General features: G+C 36.2%; 13 protein-coding genes and 5 tRNA genes. 5 read left to right on the top strand and 13 right to left on the bottom strand.

Annotated features, from left to right (window positions below; genetic code table 11):
* Positions 1-10: 10 nt before the first annotated feature.
* The 5 genes from lepA to J3U74_RS01685 all read right to left on the bottom strand — a co-directional run bounded on the left by lepA (position 11) and on the right by J3U74_RS01685 (position 6,806).
* Complete coding sequence (lepA, locus tag J3U74_RS01705; RefSeq protein WP_220217849.1) at positions 11-1,807, bottom strand: translation elongation factor 4; 1,797 nt, start codon at positions 1,805-1,807, stop codon at positions 11-13.
* Positions 1,808-1,941: 134 nt separating this feature from the next.
* Positions 1,942-2,943, bottom strand: coding sequence for a MucB/RseB C-terminal domain-containing protein (locus tag J3U74_RS01700; RefSeq protein ID WP_267329763.1), 1,002 nt, complete (start codon positions 2,941-2,943; stop codon positions 1,942-1,944).
* Positions 2,944-2,949: 6 nt separating this feature from the next.
* Positions 2,950-3,510, bottom strand: coding sequence for an RseA family anti-sigma factor (locus J3U74_RS01695; protein ID WP_220217851.1), 561 nt, complete (start codon positions 3,508-3,510; stop codon positions 2,950-2,952).
* A 42-nt stretch (positions 3,511-3,552) separates the two neighbouring features.
* On the bottom strand, positions 3,553-4,128 hold the full coding sequence (rpoE, locus tag J3U74_RS01690; RefSeq protein ID WP_220217852.1) for an RNA polymerase sigma factor RpoE: 576 nt from the start codon (positions 4,126-4,128) through the stop codon (positions 3,553-3,555).
* 206 nt (positions 4,129-4,334) lie between these two features.
* Positions 4,335-6,806 carry a class I adenylate cyclase gene (locus tag J3U74_RS01685; RefSeq protein WP_267329762.1) on the bottom strand — a complete coding sequence of 824 codons (2,472 nt, stop codon included), beginning with the start codon at positions 6,804-6,806 and terminating at the stop codon, positions 4,335-4,337.
* A gap of 110 nt (positions 6,807-6,916) precedes the next feature.
* Between J3U74_RS01685 and J3U74_RS01680 the strand changes: the two genes are divergently transcribed.
* Together J3U74_RS01680 and J3U74_RS01675 are read left to right on the top strand one after the other, a co-directional pair.
* Positions 6,917-7,534 carry an NUDIX hydrolase gene (locus tag J3U74_RS01680; RefSeq protein ID WP_267329761.1) on the top strand — a complete coding sequence of 206 codons (618 nt, stop codon included), beginning with the start codon at positions 6,917-6,919 and terminating at the stop codon, positions 7,532-7,534.
* Between the two features lie 317 nt (positions 7,535-7,851).
* The gene (locus J3U74_RS01675) at positions 7,852-8,652 is read left to right on the top strand and encodes a YdgH/BhsA/McbA-like domain containing protein (RefSeq protein ID WP_267329760.1); all 801 of its coding nucleotides are present in this window, start codon (positions 7,852-7,854) and stop codon (positions 8,650-8,652) included.
* A gap of 346 nt (positions 8,653-8,998) precedes the next feature.
* Here the strand turns inward: J3U74_RS01675 and J3U74_RS01670 are convergent.
* The 7 genes from J3U74_RS01670 to J3U74_RS01640 form a co-directional block, all read right to left on the bottom strand.
* Positions 8,999-9,073, bottom strand: a tRNA-Gln gene (locus tag J3U74_RS01670).
* A 22-nt stretch (positions 9,074-9,095) separates the two neighbouring features.
* Positions 9,096-9,180: transfer RNA gene (locus J3U74_RS01665), tRNA-Leu, on the bottom strand.
* Positions 9,181-9,255: 75 nt separating this feature from the next.
* Positions 9,256-9,330 (bottom strand) — tRNA-Gln (locus J3U74_RS01660).
* Between the two features lie 25 nt (positions 9,331-9,355).
* Positions 9,356-9,440, bottom strand: a tRNA-Leu gene (locus tag J3U74_RS01655).
* A 35-nt stretch (positions 9,441-9,475) separates the two neighbouring features.
* Positions 9,476-9,552: transfer RNA gene (locus J3U74_RS01650), tRNA-Met, on the bottom strand.
* Between the two features lie 117 nt (positions 9,553-9,669).
* Entirely contained in the window at positions 9,670-10,767 is a 1,098-nt protein-coding gene (locus J3U74_RS01645) for a hypothetical protein (protein ID WP_267329759.1), read from the bottom strand.
* A complete protein-coding gene (locus J3U74_RS01640; RefSeq protein WP_267329758.1) occupies positions 10,768-11,382 on the bottom strand; it encodes a TIGR04211 family SH3 domain-containing protein in 615 nt (204 codons plus the stop codon).
* 227 nt (positions 11,383-11,609) lie between these two features.
* On the opposite strand from J3U74_RS01640, the gene J3U74_RS01635 reads away from it, so the two are divergent.
* Both J3U74_RS01635 and galR read left to right on the top strand, forming a co-directional pair.
* A complete protein-coding gene (locus J3U74_RS01635; protein WP_267329757.1) occupies positions 11,610-13,727 on the top strand; it encodes an alpha-galactosidase in 2,118 nt (705 codons plus the stop codon).
* Positions 13,728-14,077: 350 nt separating this feature from the next.
* Positions 14,078-15,085, top strand: coding sequence for an HTH-type transcriptional regulator GalR (gene galR, locus J3U74_RS01630; RefSeq protein WP_267329756.1), 1,008 nt, complete (start codon positions 14,078-14,080; stop codon positions 15,083-15,085).
* Between the two features lie 110 nt (positions 15,086-15,195).
* On the opposite strand, the gene J3U74_RS01625 is transcribed toward galR, so the two are convergent.
* Positions 15,196-16,917, bottom strand: coding sequence for a carbohydrate porin (locus J3U74_RS01625; protein ID WP_267329755.1), 1,722 nt, complete (start codon positions 16,915-16,917; stop codon positions 15,196-15,198).
* Positions 16,918-17,347: 430 nt separating this feature from the next.
* Here J3U74_RS01625 and J3U74_RS01620 point away from each other — a divergent pair, with 430 nt between their 5' ends.
* Positions 17,348-20,434 (top strand): beta-galactosidase, encoded by a 3,087-nt coding sequence (locus J3U74_RS01620; protein WP_267329754.1) that lies wholly within the window; start codon positions 17,348-17,350, stop codon positions 20,432-20,434.
* The last annotated feature ends 7 nt before the right edge of the window (positions 20,435-20,441 follow it).

The following is a 20,441-nucleotide window of genomic DNA, read 5'->3' as shown; positions in this document are numbered from 1 at the left end:
CTTTAACTGATTAATCTTTTCCTACATGCAAAATAGCTAAAAAGGCCTCTTGTGGTAACTCAACATTACCGACTTGTTTCATGCGCTTTTTACCTTCTTTTTGCTTCTGTAAAAGTTTCTTCTTACGACTAACGTCACCACCATAACATTTGGCTAACACGTTTTTGCGTAGTTGTTTTACGGTTGAACGTGCAATTATATGATTTCCAATAGCCGCCTGAATTGCGATGTCAAATTGTTGACGTGGAATAAGATCTTTCATTTTTTCAACAAGTTCACGTCCACGATAAGGTGCATTATCTTTATGCGTAATTAAAGCTAGTGCATCAACACGCTCACCATTAATGAGAACATCTAATCTGACCATGTCAGCATCCTGGAAGCGCTTAAAGCTATAATCTAATGAGGCATAACCTCTTGAAGTTGATTTTAACTTATCAAAGAAATCCAGCACAACTTCAGTCATTGGAATTTCATAGGTTAAGGCAACTTGATTACCATGATAAACCATATTGGTCTGAACACCGCGTTTTTCAACACATAAAGTAATCACGTTACCCAAATAAGTTTGGGGAACTAAAATATTACACTCTGCAATCGGTTCACGCAATTCTTGAATATTATTTACCGCAGGAAGTTTTGCCGGACTGTCGACATAAATAACTTCGTTCGAGGTTGTTAACACTTCATAAACAACCGTAGGCGCAGTTGTAATAAGGTCAAGATTATATTCACGTTCTAAACGTTCTTGAATGATTTCCATGTGTAATAATCCAAGAAAACCACAACGGAAACCAAATCCTAATGCCCCTGAGTTTTCTGGTTCATAAAACAATGAGGCATCATTTAAACTCAATTTACCTAAGGCATCACGGAAAGCTTCATAATCATCAGAACTGGTTGGGAATAAACCCGCGTAAACTTGTGGTTTAACCTTTTTAAAACCCGGTAATGGTTTTTCCGCAGGCGCTTTTGCAGAGGTTAATGTATCACCGACTGGTGCACCTAAAATATCTTTAATCGCACACACTACCCAGCCAACTTCGCCACAATGTAAACATGTTTTATCAACTTGTTTCGGCGTGAAAATACCTAACCTGTCGACATTATAAGTCATGCCGGTACTCATCACTTTGATCTTATCGCCTTTATGTAATTCGCCATTTTTAATACGAATTAAAGACACAACACCTAAATAGTTATCGAACCATGAATCAATAATTAACGCTTGTAATGGCGCATTTGAATCACCTTCAGGCGCTGGTATGTCATTAACAAGTTGCTCTAGCACATCAACAACCCCAACCCCTGTTTTAGCAGAACATCTTACCGCATTACTTGCATCAATGCCGACAATGTCTTCGATCTCTTCGGCAACACGCTCTGGCTCCGCAGCTGGCAAGTCAATTTTGTTAAGAACTGGGACAACTTCAAGATCCATATCTAACGCAGTGTAACAATTGGCTAGCGTTTGCGCTTCGACACCTTGTCCGGCATCAACAACCAATAAAGCACCTTCACAAGCAGCTAGCGAACGAGATACCTCGTAAGAAAAGTCAACATGTCCTGGTGTATCGATAAAATTAAGCTGATATGTTTCACCATTTTTAGCATGGTAATCTAATGTAACACTCTGTGCTTTAATTGTGATACCACGTTCACGTTCGAGATCCATTGAGTCAAGAACTTGTGCTTCCATTTCACGATCTGAAAGCCCGCCACAAATTTGGATAATTCGATCAGAAAGTGTAGATTTGCCATGGTCAATATGAGCAATAATTGAAAAATTGCGGATATTTTTATTCATATCAATAAGTTATAATTTGTGTTTTAGTTATATACTGTTAACCATCTGAAATGTTAATGCTTAAAATAACAATTTAGATAATCACGAAAATAGAAAATGGACATTTTACACTTTAATAGTCACTAAGCATAGTGTTATCGAGATGTTTCCTTTGGTTTCTCAACAATATTTTGTGCAATTCGTTCAACTGTATTTTGGGGAAGATTGCCGATAATAATAATGTTTTTATTACCTACATTGGTTGAAAAAATAGTCCGTCCACCTTGTTGGATAAGTTGATTAAGTTGGCTGGCTTGTTCTGACGAGACATTGACAGTAAAGGAAAACACACCATCAGAAAACAACTTAGTGGCGATATCGGAATTATAAAAATTAACACTGTAAGCTGCAACTTCTTTAAATCCTTTTGGCAACCAAGCTAAACGCCATGCATCAAGTACGTGATTCTGTGTTTCAATCGATAATAAAATTGGATAAGTATGACCTTCAATATATTTTTTAAAGGCTTTTTGATCAAAGTTTTCATCCCAATCAATTACCTTAAATTGATTAATAATTTCACTATCAAGATCAAGCAGATCAATTCGAATAGGTAAAAAGTTTTCGTCATCGATCCAAATAACATAGCTGTAACGATCTTTATCTTTGGCGATCATTTTCACCAATTGAGCACTTCTGTTTGCCGTTCGGGTTTTTCCTAATAAGATAAAATCATAAGTGCTTACTAGTTCATCAAAATTATTATAAATGACATCAGGAAAAGCTTCAGTTATGCGAGGGCTATTGATTGAAAACGAAGCGCTATCAGGTTGAAAATAACTTGTGATATTGTTGTGTAATATGATCTCTTTTGCAGGGCCTTCAAGATAGAGCAAATGAGCGTTAACATCCTCTTTTTTTGATGCACCTAAATGGGTGTATTGGAAGGTATTAACATAATCATCTCTATCTTGCGAAAGGAAATGAATTTGATAGCTACGGGTTTGAACCGCATCACTCATTTTATTTAATAGTTTTAAAGCTTGCTCAGTTTGGGTGGCAAATGATGAAAACGAGCACAACATAAAAAACAGAGTAATAATACAATTTTTACTCTGTTTAGAGATTGAATTTATGATATCAATTATCAGTTTCATTATAATTTATTGGGCATTTAACCTTTTTTGTAATTCATAATCTTGAACTAATAACCTAATTTTATCATATTGCCTTTTATCAAGTAACTGTTGATCATTTTGCTGTTTAATGCCACCTACTGGCGCAACATTTACTCCCATAGGCACAGTATTTAATAGAGGAATGCCATTAGTATCATCTGATTTACCCTGATGATACTGAACACCAGCAATAATTGCTAATGTGACACAAGCAGCTAAAGCTACTTGGCTTACTTTTCCCAGCAAATCTTTGGTACGAATCCAAAATAGATTTTCAGGTTTTGGTAATGACACTTCATGTTGATCAGGTTGCTCAGCTAAAGGCGTATATAAATCTTCATTCGCAATAGCTTGGGCAATTTGATCGGAAAGATCTAAAGTTAATGTACTACTGTGCAGTTCTCCACGCATTGCTTCTCTTACAATGTGATAGCGGTGCCAGCAAGATTGCAAACTTTCATCATTTGATACTGCATCAATGACACGATCATCTGAAAACTCACCATCCATGAGTGATGAAAGTTGCTGTTTCTGTTCTATTTGCATAGTAGATACCTTAAATTTATGACTACTTATAACGATTTTAGGTTAACCACTAATAAGTGGCTTTATTTTTTCATCAATAGCATCACGCGCTCTAAAAATACGTGATCTTACTGTTCCAACAGGTGTATCCATGATTTCGGCTATTTCCTCGTAACTTAATCCATCGATCTCACGTAGTGTGATAGCGGTTCTTAAATCATCAGGTAATGCCTCAATAGCTTCAAATACAACTTTTTCAACTTCTTTCGAAAGCACTAAACTTTCCGGATTATCAAAATCTCTTAACGAGTCTGCACCTTCATAAGTTTCTGCTTCACTTGCGTCAATGTCCGAAGATGGTGGTCTTCGACCTTGAGAAACTAAATAATTTTTAGCTGTATTTACGGCTATACGATACAACCAAGTATAAAAAATACTTTCACCTTTAAATAGACTTAACGAACGATAAGCCTTAATAAAAGTTTCTTGCACAACATCGGGAACTTCCGAAGGTAAAACATAACGAGAGACCAAATGAGCTAGCTTGTTTTGATAACGAACGACAAGCAAATTAAACGCATTTTTATCTCCGTTCAAAACACGATCAACTAAAACTTGGTCTGTTAATTGCTCCCCCATTTAAGGCCATTCCTCATTATGTTAATAACTAATTAGTTGGCCCAAAATTGTGCTCACTAACTGTTAGATTCTTAAAATTGAAAAAAGTTCCCATTATTTTAATAGAAATTTTATTTTTTTTACCAGAAAAACAGAATCTCCACTATTTTTATACTGAAACGTAGTATATTTCTGAAACTTCTTAACATGATCTTTTTAAAGATCTTTTAATTTAATAAAAGGATCTCTCGACAACCGTCATCATTATATATGATCTGATAAAATTGAGGTAAATTGAAATTTACCGAACTGCTAGTGGTAAAAGTAAAACGATCATCAGATAAAACGTAAAAATCATTAATCGCTTTTACCATGTTTTCTTTGGTACCATTACAATTACGATATATTTCAACTTGATTATGTTCATTGAGAATATAAAGGTCAAATCCTGTATCAGTATCTTCAAAAAAGAACTGAATAATCCCTACATATGCGACAGTATCTATCTCTTTTGGCAATTCATTAGTTTCATCGAGCATATTTAAAGGTCGTCCCTGAACTTTATTATTGGATACTGCACCATAAAAATCAATAGCGTTTTCAAATTGATGAAACGAAACCCCAAGCCGTTCAAAAAATAGATACCAAGATTGACCATCGATTCTAAGCGGTTTAACTTGCGTTAGGTTATTTTGAGTTGTTGTCAAACGCAAATCAATACACTCATCCATTAATTTTTTTACCTGCGTTTTAATTTCATCACTTAAAAATTTGCTATAACAAAAGATTTCGATTGAATCAGGTAAATCAGCATCTTTATGCATGCGATTAAGTAGCGCTTTAATTGCTTCAAGTACACACAGTGCACCATTAAAATGTAGTACCCGTATTTCATTCCATGAATTTCGATATAATAAATCAATCGAACCAATCAAACTTAATTCTTCGGTGCCATAATTTAACACATTTGTGCCGATCTCATTTTCAAATGCAAGATTTGAAGTTGGATCATTTTCAAGATTTAACATAATGGCTAAATGGCGGATTTCACAAGGCCCGTAAAGCTGCTCTTCGGTTGCTGCCGGCACATCAATTGGAAAATAAGCTTTTAGATCTGCAATCAATTGGGTAATTTTTCCATTATCTCGCTCATCACCGTCGTAATAATAAAACTCAGTCGAGTCAGAGATTAAACCATTGAAATAGCACCAACCGACAAGCTTAACTAAATACTTGCTATACTCTAAATATTGATGCCCAATAATCGATTCTAAAACAGGCTGTTGCTTAAAAATATACCAACCCGCTCGATTTATTCTATCTTCTTTAACATGAATAAAGGTTAAAACATTTTCTTGCAAATTATCAGAAATATTGAGTTTTAACGCTGTAATTTTACCCGGCAATACCTCAAATGATGCATACAGTTTGCGAGTAAGTATGGCCAAATCTTGCGGGCTTATGCGTGAATCTAAATTATTTCGACGACCAAAATTGAGTAAGTTACGATACCCTGTCATCATTGTGTGTAAAAGCACTTCATGAACTTCACGCACTTGCTCGATTTTCCACGATTGATAAGCATCTAATTTAGCAATAAGCGGTTTTCCCCAGCCCCATTGTTTGACTAAATCATCGAGCACTTTTCGCCGCCAAGATGCCGTTTGCGTTGGAACGGATAAACTTTCATTCACTTTTAAATAAAAGCACTGCCTTACTAGTTCCAATCGTTCGAAATCTTTCAATTCAATCAAATAATCAGAGATCCTTTCTAACAGCAATAAGTAAGAATCTAAGTAATTCCCTTTATGGGTTTGAGACTGTTGTATACACTCTCGCATTTGAAAGGCAATAGGTCTATTTTCGGGATAAATCCAAGAATAGGCTTCAAGTAATAACGTTTTCAACACCGCTTTGAACGGCGAATCAATACTTTTATAAAGTTGCCATAAGCTAGCACCAAAATACTCTTCGGCTGATAATCCGGTTAATGGTCCAAAATCAATCCACTCTTCACGTTGAATAATTTTAGAATCAATTAAGCCTTGCACGCAGGCTTCATACGTTGGATATTTTGTATCATTGATTGTGAAATTTGCAGGAACAGCAAACCATAATAAAAATTTACCCGCAAGCAAATTGGCAGAGCGGTAAAACTCTTCAAGCAGTAATATATGTTGTGCTGATCCACAATTTTCACCCATTAAACATTCATGATGCTTATTAATAAAACGATCAACATCAACCACAAAGAGTGTCAATTTCACATCAAGTTCTTGAGCCCATTGCTCTATCAAACGACATTTTTGGATTAAAACTTGCTTTCTTTTTTCAGATAAATTATTTTCTACACAAACCCAAATATCGAGATCAGATGTAATTGATTGACCTATTGAGCAAGTACTGCCCATTGAATATAAAGCCGATATGTCAGAACGTGGATTTATTTCTGTTGCAGTAAAATTGAAATCAACTTCAAGTTGCTCAGCCGTTTTATCAGGAATTTGATAGTAAGTAATGCCGGACGGTACTTCTTGATTAATGTAGCCGGGTAAATTTGGATGATGATAATGAAAAAGAGCCGGTAGTAAAGAAAATACTCGTTGGAATTCCACCGACATACCACTTCGTGCTCGTTCGTGTTTCAGTAAAGCAAGATCTTTAAGTTCTTTTTTTATGTTTTTAATATAGTATTGCATAGCATTATTCAGGTGAAACACATTTACTACTAACGAACAACTTCAATCTAATATTTGCCTATTATAACGTAAAAACAATGTAAAATTAAAAATAAAACAAAATAAATATTATGATCTCAATCGAAAAAATAGCTCACATTTTAAAAAACACCAATTTTCAAAAAGAAATCAATCATAAAGCAGCAATATTGATTCCAATTGTTGAGATCGATGATCAATTACAATTGCTGTTTCAAATTCGATCCAAAACGCTAAAATGGCAGCCGGGCGATATCTGTTTTCCGGGTGGAAAAGTGGAAAAAAACGACTTAACCCCCCAAGATACCGCAATTAGAGAAACCAATGAAGAGCTCGGTATTAATACCAATCAGATCACAATTTTAGGTCAATTACCAAAATTTATAGCCAGTTTAGGAATGGTTATCTATCCCTTTGTTGGTAAAATCGATTCTATAAATAATTTACAGCTCAATACAGATGAAGTTGAAGATATTTTCACTGTACCTATTCAATGGTTTATCAATAATTCCCCGAAACAAGCAACCATGTTAGTCGGTCATAAGCCGGCTAATGATTTTCCTTTTGATTTATTACCTAATCGATCAACTGATTGGCAAAAAAGATCTGAACATCGAGTCTATTTTTATCAATTCCATAATCACGTTATTTGGGGATTAACTGCTCAGATCATCCAAAATTTTATTCAAACAATTAACACTAATCGATAAAATTTGGTTGATTATTAGACAGTATTTTTCCTTGAAAATCACTTAAATTATCTGTAATTTTTTTGCAATTTATGCGAAAAAACATTTTTTTAATATAAATATCTTGATTTTTAGCCTAATAATCATATATATATAATATAAGTTGTTTAACAATTCCCTCATGGACAACTTATTGTCTAACGCTTTTTATAAGTAGACAAAGACAAAATCCGAGAGTACTTAAAGTAAATCTCTCTCATTTCTATGCCGTAATATCTGCCATTAAGTAAGCGTTAAAGATTGATTATAATTTTAACCTAAATATGAAGGATACTAACATGAAGCATCTTAATAAATCATCTATCGCTCTAGCCTTATTATTATCTTTACCTGTTGCAAATCTTTATGCAGCGGAGCCTTTAACTGAGCAACAAAGTGAAAACTTAATTCCATTAAAAGAAATTTCAGTGACAGGTTCTTATTTACAAGCACAAAACGCAGCTGATGACATTTCTAGAGCAGCTGATGAAGCAGGCGCAAAATATTATCATATCAAAGCGATTGAAAGCGCATCTGCTGGCGATTCATCTGATCGAGCCATTGTGTATGCCGACATCTATTTACAAAATGCCCCTATTGCCGTTAGTAAAGAGCCAATTACACATAATAATGTCGTAGTTTATTCTCGCTCTAAAGCCCTTTATTACCTTCCATTTGAAGTTGTCAAATTCAAAGGCAATTACAACAATACATCTGAAATTATGGATGAAGCAAGTAAGCTTGCAACTGAAAAAGGTGCTTACGCATTTTATGTAGATTCAATTTCAGCGGCGGATACCAAAAACCGTGCACAAGATGTTGATGTATTACTTTATAAAAAAGATGCACCAGTAAGAAACTTCATCGTAACTAAAGCAATTGCAGGTCAAGATGCTTACGAAATTAGCAGTGATGCATTTAAAACAATGCAACCTTATGAAACCATTACTTTCCATGGTGTCTTTAATAACACCAGTGAAATAAGCGCTGCTGCTCAAAAACATGCTATTGCTAACGGTGCCCATTTCTATTATGTCAAAGAAGTTTCAGCCAACCGCGCAGGAACTGCACAAACAGTATATTTAAATTTATATAAATAAGTTTAAATAAACAAACTCCACAAGCGACATCAATAAATATTGCTTGTGGACTTTTTTAACGCAATTTAGGTTTATCTATCAAATCCGCTCGTATATTCCTACTCACAAAGCTTCTTCATTAATTAACTTTCATCTGTCAGCCTATAAACTCAGCCCGATCATGCATCAAATCCAGATAAGTAATAATGAACTTATTCGATACCTAAGTTATTTGAACTATGCTTAGTTTGCCTAAAATTAGCGATATCCTATTCGGACCAATACAGAAATATAAAAAGAAGGTTGAGTAATAATTGTATATTGAGAGATTCAAAGCAGATTAGAAAATATTTGCATGTGGTAAAAATGGCTGGGGTACCAGGATTCGAACCTGGGCATGGCGGGATCAAAACCCGCTGCCTTACCGCTTGGCTATACCCCAATTATAATGGAGAAGAGATATCTGGTACGGGTAGTGAGATTTGAACTCGCACACCTTTCGGAACTAGAATCTGAATCTAGCGCGTCTACCAATTCCGCCATACCCGTAAAGGAATAACCAAGAATGTATAAAGCAAAGACAAAACAGATTAGCTAATAGATATCAAAATATGCAGATTGGAATGGCTGGGGTACCAGGATTCGAACCTGGGCGTGGCGGGATCAAAACCCGCTGCCTTACCGCTTGGCTATACCCCAATAAGGATAAACATTAAGATTAAAATGGTGCGGGTGAAGGGACTTGAACCCCCACGCCTCGCGGCGCCAGAACCTAAATCTGGTGCGTCTACCAATTTCGCCACACCCGCATTATATACTTTTAATAAAGTAAACTTAATCTTAATGGTGGCTACGACGGGATTCGAACCTGTGACCCCATCATTATGAGTGATGTGCTCTAACCAACTGAGCTACGTAGCCATTTCATTCGCAACGTCATAACCAACACTGCGAGGCGCATTATGCTTGTGTTAAGCCAAATCGTCAACCCTTTTTTTTAGATATTTTAAAAAAAAGTCGCAACTGATTAAGATGCAATCAAATCCAGTTTAATAACGCTTCAATTCGTCTTTTTTGTAACTCAACTTGAATAAACTTTCCTGCAAAGCCTTCTGCAATAATATCTTGCACATTGACACTACTCGCGATTTTATAAGCGTCTTTAAGATATCGAGCTTGAGTAAACTCCTTGCTGGTTGCATAAGCTTGGCCAGCAGCAATCAGTTGATTAAGATGCGCCGGATTTCGCCAAACATCAATACTATTGAATAAATCATTAAGTTGTTGCGCTGTCAGTTTGTCAGCACAAACGGCACGATTAATGTTTTGTTGCACCATAATAGCTGTCTTAGAAAAGTTATTTGGCGCTTTAATGTGTGAACATAATGCCTCAACAGATTGACGTGTTGGCATCTTGGCACATAACACAGCAAAACGCACCACAAGTTCGTCAGTAATTAAAGCTGATTGTTTCAATGCCGCTAAATTCGCTTCAGAGAGTGTTAAAGGTGTAAACAAGATTGATAGCGCCCCACACTGTTTTAGAACTTCAAAATAGATTTGTGGATTTTGGGTCGCTAAAGCCTTTTCGGTCTCTTTCCAAACCCGTTCGGGTGTGAGGGAATTAACCTCGCCCCCCTGCACCATCTCAACCATTAAATCTTTAGTCTCTTGAGCAATGGTAAAACCTAAATGAGCATAACGAGCAGCAAAACGAGCAACACGTAAGATACGCAAAGGGTCTTCTCGAAAAGCGGGGGAAACATGGCGTAATAATTTATGATTGAGATCTTCAACACCATGGTAAGGATCAACTATATTGCCGTTTTCGTCCATTGCAATAGCATTAATGGTCAAATCCCGACGAATAAGATCTTGTTCTAGGGTAATTGTTTTATTGAAATCACAGATAAATCCGGTATAACCTTTACCGGATTTTCTTTCGGTGCGAGCTAAAGCATACTCTTCTTTTGTGACAGGGTGTAAAAAGACAGGAAAGTCTTTACCCACTTGCTGGTAACCTAATGATAAAAGTTCATCGGGTGTTGCACCTACAACCACCCAATCACGATCCGTCACCGGTAGATTTAACAATCTATCCCGTACAGAGCCACCAACAAGATAGATTTTACTCATTTAGCGCATCCACCGATCTTTATTGCGTCGACGAGGAATAATATGAGGTAAAATAAGCCCCAAAATTAAACCGCCACCGGCAACAAGTCCACCATAAGTGAACCATGTGACAATCAGATCACGGCGCTTGTCATCAACTTGATTTAACATTGATTCAAGTTGAGTTTCAAGCTGTTTTGATTTTGCTTCAAGTTCTTTATTTTTATTTTGCAATGTCTCAACTAATTCATCAGAAACTTGCAGTTTTTCAACATAGCTTTTAACCATATCTTGTTGATGTTTCTCTGCATTTTCGACTTTATCTTGATATTCAGCAAGTTGGGCTTCTAATTCAGGAAAACGCTCTTTATAACTAGGATTTTCGCTCAATTTTGCTGACTCGATCCAAGCAGAACCACCATTACGAGTCTGAATTCGTGTATATTTACCGTCAGCACTTTTTTCTAATTCAACAACTTTATCGCCAGCTTTAACCGAACCTGAGAAAGCATAATTAGAGCTCGGTCCTCGACGTAAATACACATCCACATTGTCAGATACATATTTATCGACAGCATTGGCACTAAAGACTAATGTTAAAAGCGAAACAAAAGTAATAATATTCTGTTTTTTCATGATATTTCTGCTATTTATTCATAATTGTTACATAATAACATAAAAAATAGGCTTTTCGCATAACCATTTAGAATAATTATGAATAAATAGATAATAAGTTTTCAGTTAAAAAATGAAAACGATTACATTTTATGAGATCTTAATCACAAAATTAACAATTAATAATACTATTTTAGTTCAATTTTCATTATCTTATACCCGTGATGTGATTAACTTTGGGAGAAGACATGAACTATCATCTTAGAAATAATAATATCGATATTATCTTACGCACTAAACCTTATGCAGAACTTTGTTATTTTGGTAAACGGTTACATGACAAATCACCGGATGCGATAGATATGTTTATACCTGCGGTGCCTAATGCGCGTATTGATGTTGACGTACCTTTTACGCTTAGCCCAGAAGAAGGCTTAGGTAATTTTAGTACCCCCGGGCTTGAAGGGCATCGAAATGGTCAAGATTGGTCACCTGTTTTTGTCACCAAAGAAGTTAAAACATCCGGTAATGACATCACCATAATCAGTGAGGATAATATTGCAAAACTCCGGTTAACTAGCAGATTAATTTTGGATGATAGCGGCGTTTTGCAGTGTCAAAATAGTCTGACTAATTTAGCAGATGAACCCTATCAAGTTAGCCGTCTATCAGTAACACTACCTATCCCGGAACGAGCGCAGGAGCTAATGGCATTTAGTGGGCGGTGGATTAAAGAGTTTTTCCCACACCGAACAAAAATAGAACATTGTGGATATTTACAGGAAAACCGCCGTGGGCGCACATCGCACGAATATTTTCCGGGAATGGTTGTAGGCGCAGAAGGATTTAAAGAACAGACTGGCGAAGTTTGGGGAATTCATTTGGGTTGGAGTGGTAATCACCGAATTCAAGTCGCCGTAAAAAGTAATGGTAAACGTTTTATTCAAGCAGAAGCTCTCTACTATTCAGGTGAGATATCTTTAGCTAAAGGAGAAACACTCAGCACGCCTTGGCTATATGCGACTTATAGCGATGAAGGCTTAAATAAAATGAGCCAAAATTTTCATCAATTTTTACGCCAAAATATCATTAAATTTGTACAAAATAAACCACGTCCGGTACATCTTAATACTTGGGAAGGGATCTTTTTTGACCATAACCCGGATTATATTATGCAAATGGCAACCAAAGCAGCTCAAATGGGCGTGGAACGCTTTATTATTGACGACGGTTGGTTTGGTAAACGAGACGATGACTATCAAGCATTAGGTGATTGGTATTTAGATGAACGAAAATACCCAAATGGTTTAGAGCCTGTAATCAAACATGTGAAAGATCTCGGTATGGAATTTGGTATCTGGGTCGAACCAGAGATGATCAACAAAAATTCTGATCTTTATCGGGCTCATCCGGATTGGTTACTCGAGTTACGAGGTTACAATCAACCAGAAGGGCGACATCAATATTTACTCGATTTACAAAACCCAGCCGTTTTTGATTACCTATTGGAAAGATTGACTTGGTTGCTCAGTAGTTATGATATTGATTACATTAAATGGGATATGAATCGTGAAATCGTTCAAGCTGGTCATGAAGGCTACCCGGCAATTGTCGGACAAACAAAAGCACTTTATCGATTGATTGATATCTTACAACAAAAATTCCCTCATGTTGAAATTGAATCGTGTTCATCAGGTGGTGGGCGTATTGATTATGAGATTTTAAAACGAACTCAACGTTTCTGGACTTCAGACTCTAACGATGCCTTAGATCGACAAATCATTCAACGTGGTATGAGTTATTTCTTCCCTCCAGAGGTAATGGGGGCGCATATTGGTGGTGCATTATGCCATACAACTTTCCGTCAATTACACATGAATTTACGGGGCTTAACGGCGTTATTCGGACATATGGGCGTTGAGCTAGACCCGGTTAAAGAGTCAGAAGCTGAGCAACAAGGTTTTGCGCACTATATCAAATTACATAAACAACTTCGGCCATTACTGCATAATGGTAACAGCGTTCGTTTAGATGTGGACGATGCGCTAGCTATGCAAAGTTATGGGGTTGTCAGCCAAGACCAAAAACAAGCCGCTTTCATTGTCGCACAATTAGCACTACCAACTTATGCATTAAGTGGTAATTTACGTTTAACAGGTTTATTACCGGATAAACAATATCACATTGAAGTGTTAGATATGCCGGATAATATTGATCCAAAAATTAGTGGTCATGCAATGAAAGTATTACCAAAATGGATGGAGCAACAAACCATATTATCTGGAGATTGGTTAATGAATATCGGATTACCATTGCCAGTTCTAGATCCTGCTACGGCAATGCTGATAAAAGTAACAGCTAAATAATATGACTTAAAATCCATAACTTAGCATTTATGAAAAAAAGGGGAAATGGTGAAAATATCCACGTCCCCTTTAATAACTTATTTTTACTGAAACGATTCAGGATTAGATAGGGTTTGGCAAACTTAACGTTTTGCCTTATCATGCATAGTGAAGTCACATATTTGGAGTAATATGTTTTACAAACAGAATCAACTTTAGGATGCAAGTAAAATGATTCAAGTGCAGGTTCCCCTTCCGCTTTACTAGCCCTTTTTGTTTTTAATCGTTGGTAGTCTACAAGCTCTATATTGACAAATAATATACATAAAAACATAATTTTATAAGAAGTAATTAAATAAAGGGTCTTTTTTATGGCGACAATAAAAGATGTTGCACAATTAGCTAAAGTATCTGTTGCAACAGTATCAAGAGTGATCAATAACGCAGACAATGTCAGTGATAAAACACGTGAAATTGTGAAAAAAGCCATGGAAAAATTAGACTATTATCCAGATGCTAATGCACGTGCATTATCCCAGCAAAATTCAAATACAATCGGTATTGTCGTTGCGGATGTCTCTGATCCTTTTTTTGGCGCTATGGTCACAACAATTGAGAAAGTGGCCAAACGAACAGGAAACTTTTTATTAATTGGTAATGGATATCATCAAGAAGAACAAGAATACAATGCTATCACACAGCTCATTGAACACCGATGCTCATCACTGGTTGTCCATGCTAAAGTTTTGCCAGATTCTAGATTAATAAAGTTAATGCAACAAGTGCCGGGCATGGTTTTAATTAACCGAATAGTAAAAGGTTTTGAAAAGCGTTGTATCGCTCTTGATGATCGCTATGGGTCATATTTAGCGGTTAAACATTTGATCCAAAATGGTCATCGTCAAATTGGTTATTTATGTTCTAATCATGAAATATCTGACTCATCAGATCGATTACAAGGTTATAAAGACGCATTAGCTGAACATAATATAAAAGTTGATGAAAATTTAATTACTTTTGCATCACCAAATGAAGTCGGTGGCGAGCAAGCAATGATGTCATTACTTGAACGCAATCGTCAGATTACCGCTATTGCTTGCTACAATGACTCCATGGCAGCAGGTGCAATGTCGGTTTTGTATGACAACGATATTAAAATTCCTAACGAAGTTTCGATTATTGGTTTTGATGATTTATTACTAGCACGGTACTTACATCCAAAATTAACCACTGTTCGCTATCCGTTACAAACTATGGCTGAGCAAGCTGCTGAACTTGCCTTGTTATTAGCTAAAGGCGAAGAGCCTCCGACTAATCTAGTTAATGTATTTGTACCTACATTAACCAAACGCTATTCAGTTAATTTTATTCAAGAATAAGTTTAAATTTTCCTATTTCCTAAAATATAAATATCATCTGAACAATTTGAGCAAAGCAAATTAACCTTGTCATTGTTCAGATGAAATTTTTTTGATTTTAGCCGTAATGACTAAAACCAAACTTCAGTTTGAACACCAAAACTCAATTGATGATCTTTACCGTTAAAATCAAACTTACTTATATCATTTTGCAACGATTCAATATAAGAGACATAAAAACGGATATCCGGTCTGGAAGATAAAATACTTTTTCCAACTTTAAAAGAGTGATAAAGCGTTGTTTTATATCCTTCCTCTCGATAAGTTTTGTTACCCGCTTTATTCTTCTGTTTGAAATAACCAATCTCTACACCACTTTGGTTATAATTATCCCAGATATAAGCAGGTCGAATTGCTGATTTGAAGCTGCTAAAATCGGTGTGCGGTAAATTAAGATCATAAGAATAAACATCATTACCTGTGGTTAATGCTAATGCATGAGCAACAATAACATCATCACTTAAATAAGCCTCGCCTTCAGAGACTAAACGGTACGCTTTACCGCCAGTATGTGTGCCAATATAGTCATTATCGGCATTAGCTGCAAACTCAGGGTTATTCGTATTAATATTAGCAAAATGTGAAGCAACCGAATTGGTAGCCGTTTGTAAGGTAAACTGATTAAACCCGCCAAAGAATTGATTTTGGCGTAAAACTAAACTTGCTAACCAAGCATTTTTGACAGACACACTATCTTGAATTTTCGATTTATTCGGCGCTGAATAACGTGCATTAACACCGAGCGTTGCATCATTCCACAGCGGGATATCACGGTAACGAATCTCTATTTCATTCAAATCAACTTCTTCTTTTTTATATTGGGTTAATTCATTCCCCTCACTATCAGTTCCAATTACTTCTTTTTTGCCATTTCTAACATTCACATCCGCTCGAACTAATGCTAAATCAAGTGCGCCGACACCCACTTTGAGATTTTCGATACCGATACCACCACCGGCAGGGGTTTTTTGTGTTTTCCAGTCTAACATCTGGATTTCGTTATAAGGTAGAGAGTGTTTACCCACCCAAAGTTTTGCTTCAGGAAAGAAAGGGACAAATCCTGTAGTTTCCAAATAAATATCAGAAAACTGCATAATATTATCATCTTGAGTATTAAATAGCCCTGCTGCTTTATTCGTTGCCACATTTCCGTCAATCATAACAATGGCATCAACTCGCCTTGAATCTTGATCATATACTTTTTGCTTAAAGATAAGATCATACCAACCACCATACTCATTACCAAATCGACCTAATGCCCCTTCAGCATAGTTTTTAGGTTTTCCGTTTCTGGAAGTTGACCATCCACCACGAAAATAGCCGTTATAAGAAAAACCAATTTCTTCTTTAATATAATCTTTAAATTCGTCTAAAGTGAAAGCCGTTTTCACTGGTTGATCTACTTGTTGTGTAGCTTCGCCATTGTTACTCACAATAATAACTTGATTATTAGCATTAACCTGTTGCGGTGGAATGACTGGCGTTTGTTGTTTAACAATCGCTGTTGATTGACTATCTTTAAGGGCTTTTTTCTGATTGTTTATTACTACTTGTTGTTTTTGTAGATCGCTATTTAATTTTGCAATTTGTTTATTTGATGCTATTACTTGTTTTTTTAAATCATTAGACTCTTCACTAAGTGCTAATAATTTCTGCTCTAATACAGCAAGCCTTGCTTCTAACTCATCTTGAGTAGCAGCCATAGCATTTGGCAAATAACACAAACTAAGCAAAGTCACTAAAACGATTCGTTTAAGTTTTACTTTACATACTGTTTTTGTTGAATTTTTCATTTTTCCCTACTCATTTATTTTGCTGAACAATTAAAAGCCCCGTAAATTTGGGACAAAAAAAAACCTAAAGAACAGTTTTCGCTGTTCTTTAGGTTTTGCCCGATAATATATGCTCGGTAACAATCCAAATCCATTTATGGACGCTTTTTAATATAACGAATAAAAATGGTTATTCAAAAACTTATTGCCAATATTGTGAACTATATCACAGTAATAATTTTTTTGTTGTTAGCAAAAACTGGATGTGTAATCGTATATTAATTTTGAAGATAAAAAACAACAAATAATCTTATTTAATAAAAGTGTATGCGATTACATAAATGTTAAGTTGATCACTGTTTTTGATCGTTGGTTATTTATAATTAAAGAGATTTAAAAACGTATATGAATTAACCCCAAAATTGATAGCTTAAGAATAAGTGGAGAATATATGAATCCGTCTTTTAATGAAATTATAAACCGACATGATTGGAATAATTTATCCGTTTTGAGTATTAACAAACTTGATACGCACCCCTTATTCCATAGCTGGCGAGACAAACAAAGTGCGAAAAACAATAGCCATAGTGATGCAATAATATCGTTAAATGGCGATTGGTTTTTTAGCTACTTTACTAGTCCAAAACTTGTCCCCGAATCGTGGTTAAAAAAAGAGCTCGATACCACAACCATACCTGTACCCTCTAATTGGCAATTACAGGGTTATGATTCACCGGTTTACACTAACATTCGTTACCCTTTTGCATATAATCCTCCCTTTGTGCCCGAGGAAAACCCAACAGGCTGCTATTCAACCTATGTTGATATAACAAAACAGTGGCTAGGTGAAGGGGAAACAAGAATCATTTTTGACGGTGTCAGCTCAGCTTTTCACCTTTGGTGTAATGGTCATTGGGTTGGTTATTCACAAGATAGTCGAATTGCTGCTGAATTTGATTTAACACCATTTTTAAAAGCAGGTAAAAACCGCATTGCGGTATTAGTTTTAAAATGGTGTGACGGTAGTTATCTTGAAGATCAAGATATGTGGCGATTAAGTGGTATCTTTCGTGGCGTTTCATTACTTAATAAACCAAAATCGCATCTTCGAAATATTGAAATTCAAACTCAATTTGATGATTGTTATCAAAATGCTAATTTATCACTACAAATTGATGTTAAACATCACGGTGATAGCGAGTTATTAAAGGTCGATATTGAATTATGGCAAAAAAATACTTTAATTGCCGAACATCAGCAATCAATCGGTACACCGTCGATCGATGAAAAAGGCGGATATAATGATCGTTTATATTGCCGCATCCCCGTTACCAAACCGCAGATATGGAGTGCTGAAACGCCCAATCTTTACCGTGTGGTTGTCAGCTTATATCACAAAAAGAACGGATTAATCGAATCAGAAGCTTATAATGTTGGTTTTCGCACTATTGAAATTAAGCATGGGCAACTTTGTATAAATGGTAAACCATTACTGATAAAAGGAACTAATCGACACGAATTCTATCCGGATATGGGTTATGCACTCACCGAAGAAGCCATGTTGCAAGATATTAAACTCATTAAACAGCACAATTTTAACGCTGTTCGCTGTAGCCATTATCCCAACGATCCTCGCTGGTATGAACTTTGTGATCAATATGGCCTGTATTTAGTAGACGAAGCCAACATTGAAACGCATGGTATGTTTCCAATGTCCCGCTTATCTGATGACCCAAGGTGGCTTGCCGCTTACAGTGAAAGAGTCACTCGCATGGTACAGCGAGATCGCAATCATCCATCTATAATCATTTGGTCGTTAGGTAATGAATCGGGACATGGAGCCAATCACGATGCGCTTTATGCTTGGATAAAAAGTCATGATCCCACTCGTCCGGTTCAGTACGAAGGCGGTGGTGCGAATACAGCTGCTACCGATATTATTTGCCCGATGTATGCAAGAGTCGATCAAGATCAACCACACCCTTACGTCCCTAAATGGGCGATAAAAAAATGGATTTCAATGCCTGATGAAAAACGCCCTTTGATACTCTGTGAATATGCCCATGCTATGGGTAATAGCTTAGGCGGATTTTTTAAATATTGGCAAGCATTCAGACAATATCCTCGATTACAAGGTGGTTTTATTTGGGAATGGGCTGATCATGGCATTCGTTGTCATACTCAATCTGGTGACAGCTATTGGGCTTATGGCGGTGATTTTGGCGAAGCATACCATGACAGACAATTTTGCTTAGACGGTTTAGTTTTTCCCGATCGCAAATTACACCCAAGTGTCATCGAGGCAAAAAAAATACAACAACCTTTTCAATTTAAATTAATTAATCAAGAACCACTAATAATTGAAATTACCAGCGAATACCTATTCCAACACAGCAATAATGAAGTTTTGCACTGGGAATTATCGCTAAATGGCAAGAAAAAACTAAGTAACAAAATTAAACTCGATATTAAACCAACTGCCAGCGTATCGATCACTTTATTAGATAAATTACCTCATGATCTTAATGATGAAGACTTACATTTAACCGTACAGGTGATACAAAGCAAAGCGACATCTTGGTCACCCGCTAAACATATTGTTGCATGGGAGCAGTGGAAATTAAAGAATAACTACATTGCACCGATCGCATTTGTACCGAATAAAAATCAACTCAAATTGAGCGAAAATCAAGATCAGTATGTGATCAATTTTCAAAATCAAGTTTGGCAATTTGATAAACAAACCGGGCAATTAAGTCAATGGTTAAAAGCCAATAAACCATTATTAGCCTCCCCTTTTGCTGACCAATTTATACGAGCTCCGATTGATAATGATATTGGTATTAGTGGTGATTTTGACAGTAACAATAACCCGTTTGCTTGGGTTGAGCAATGGAAAGCTTCGGGTTACTACAATCTTTCCCACCAATGCTTAGGTATTGATGTTACTCAATCAATTGATAAAATTGTTATTGAAGCTTTGCACGGCTACTATGTCAAAAACCAGCGAGTCATCCAAAGTAGGTGGTTACATCAATTTGATTCACAAGGTAACTTAACAATATCGGTGCATGTTGATATAAACAATGATATGCCGGCACCTGCCCGTATCGGTCTGACCTATCAATTAAGACAGATACCAAAACAGGTGAAATGGCTAGGTTTAGGACCTCATGAAAATTACCCTGACCGTAAAAGTTCGGCTATTTTTGCCCAGTGGTCATTACCATTTTCAGCACTCTACACCCCATATATTTATCCATGCGAAAACGGTTTACGTTGCGATGTGAAGAAATTGCAACTTAATGACATGATTATCACCGGTCAAAAGTTCAAATTTAATATTAACCAATACGGTACCAAACAACTAATGGAAACATCACATCGCCACTTACTCGAACCGCAAACCACCGCTTATGTGAGTATCGATGCTTATCATATGGGTATTGGCGGAGATGACTCGTGGACACCTAATGTTCATCAAGAATATTTACTCACGGATAAACATTATAGTTATCAACTGGTATTTAGATGTTGAGATAAGC

This window comes from Gilliamella sp. B3892 (assembly GCF_026536305.1).
GTDB lineage: Bacteria > Pseudomonadota > Gammaproteobacteria > Enterobacterales > Orbaceae > Gilliamella.
Note: the sequence above shows the minus strand (reverse complement) of the source record. Positions and strands in the feature narration are given on the sequence as shown.

Bases quoted from the DNA above. Each gene is read 5' to 3' on its own strand.
- lepA (WP_220217849.1), bottom strand. From the start codon at position 1,807: ATGAATAAAAATATCCGCAATTTTTCAATTATTGCTCATATTGACCAT.
- J3U74_RS01700 (WP_267329763.1), bottom strand. From the start codon at position 2,943: ATGAAACTGATAATTGATATCATAAATTCAATCTCTAAACAGAGTAAA.
- J3U74_RS01695 (WP_220217851.1), bottom strand. From the start codon at position 3,510: ATGCAAATAGAACAGAAACAGCAACTTTCATCACTCATGGATGGTGAG.
- rpoE (WP_220217852.1), bottom strand. From the start codon at position 4,128: ATGGGGGAGCAATTAACAGACCAAGTTTTAGTTGATCGTGTTTTGAAC.
- J3U74_RS01685 (WP_267329762.1), bottom strand. From the start codon at position 6,806: ATGCAATACTATATTAAAAACATAAAAAAAGAACTTAAAGATCTTGCT.
- J3U74_RS01680 (WP_267329761.1), top strand. From the start codon at position 6,917: ATGATCTCAATCGAAAAAATAGCTCACATTTTAAAAAACACCAATTTT.
- J3U74_RS01675 (WP_267329760.1), top strand. From the start codon at position 7,852: ATGAAGCATCTTAATAAATCATCTATCGCTCTAGCCTTATTATTATCT.
- J3U74_RS01645 (WP_267329759.1), bottom strand. From the start codon at position 10,767: ATGAGTAAAATCTATCTTGTTGGTGGCTCTGTACGGGATAGATTGTTA.
- J3U74_RS01640 (WP_267329758.1), bottom strand. From the start codon at position 11,382: ATGAAAAAACAGAATATTATTACTTTTGTTTCGCTTTTAACATTAGTC.
- J3U74_RS01635 (WP_267329757.1), top strand. From the start codon at position 11,610: ATGAACTATCATCTTAGAAATAATAATATCGATATTATCTTACGCACT.
- galR (WP_267329756.1), top strand. From the start codon at position 14,078: ATGGCGACAATAAAAGATGTTGCACAATTAGCTAAAGTATCTGTTGCA.
- J3U74_RS01625 (WP_267329755.1), bottom strand. From the start codon at position 16,917: ATGAAAAATTCAACAAAAACAGTATGTAAAGTAAAACTTAAACGAATC.
- J3U74_RS01620 (WP_267329754.1), top strand. From the start codon at position 17,348: ATGAATCCGTCTTTTAATGAAATTATAAACCGACATGATTGGAATAAT.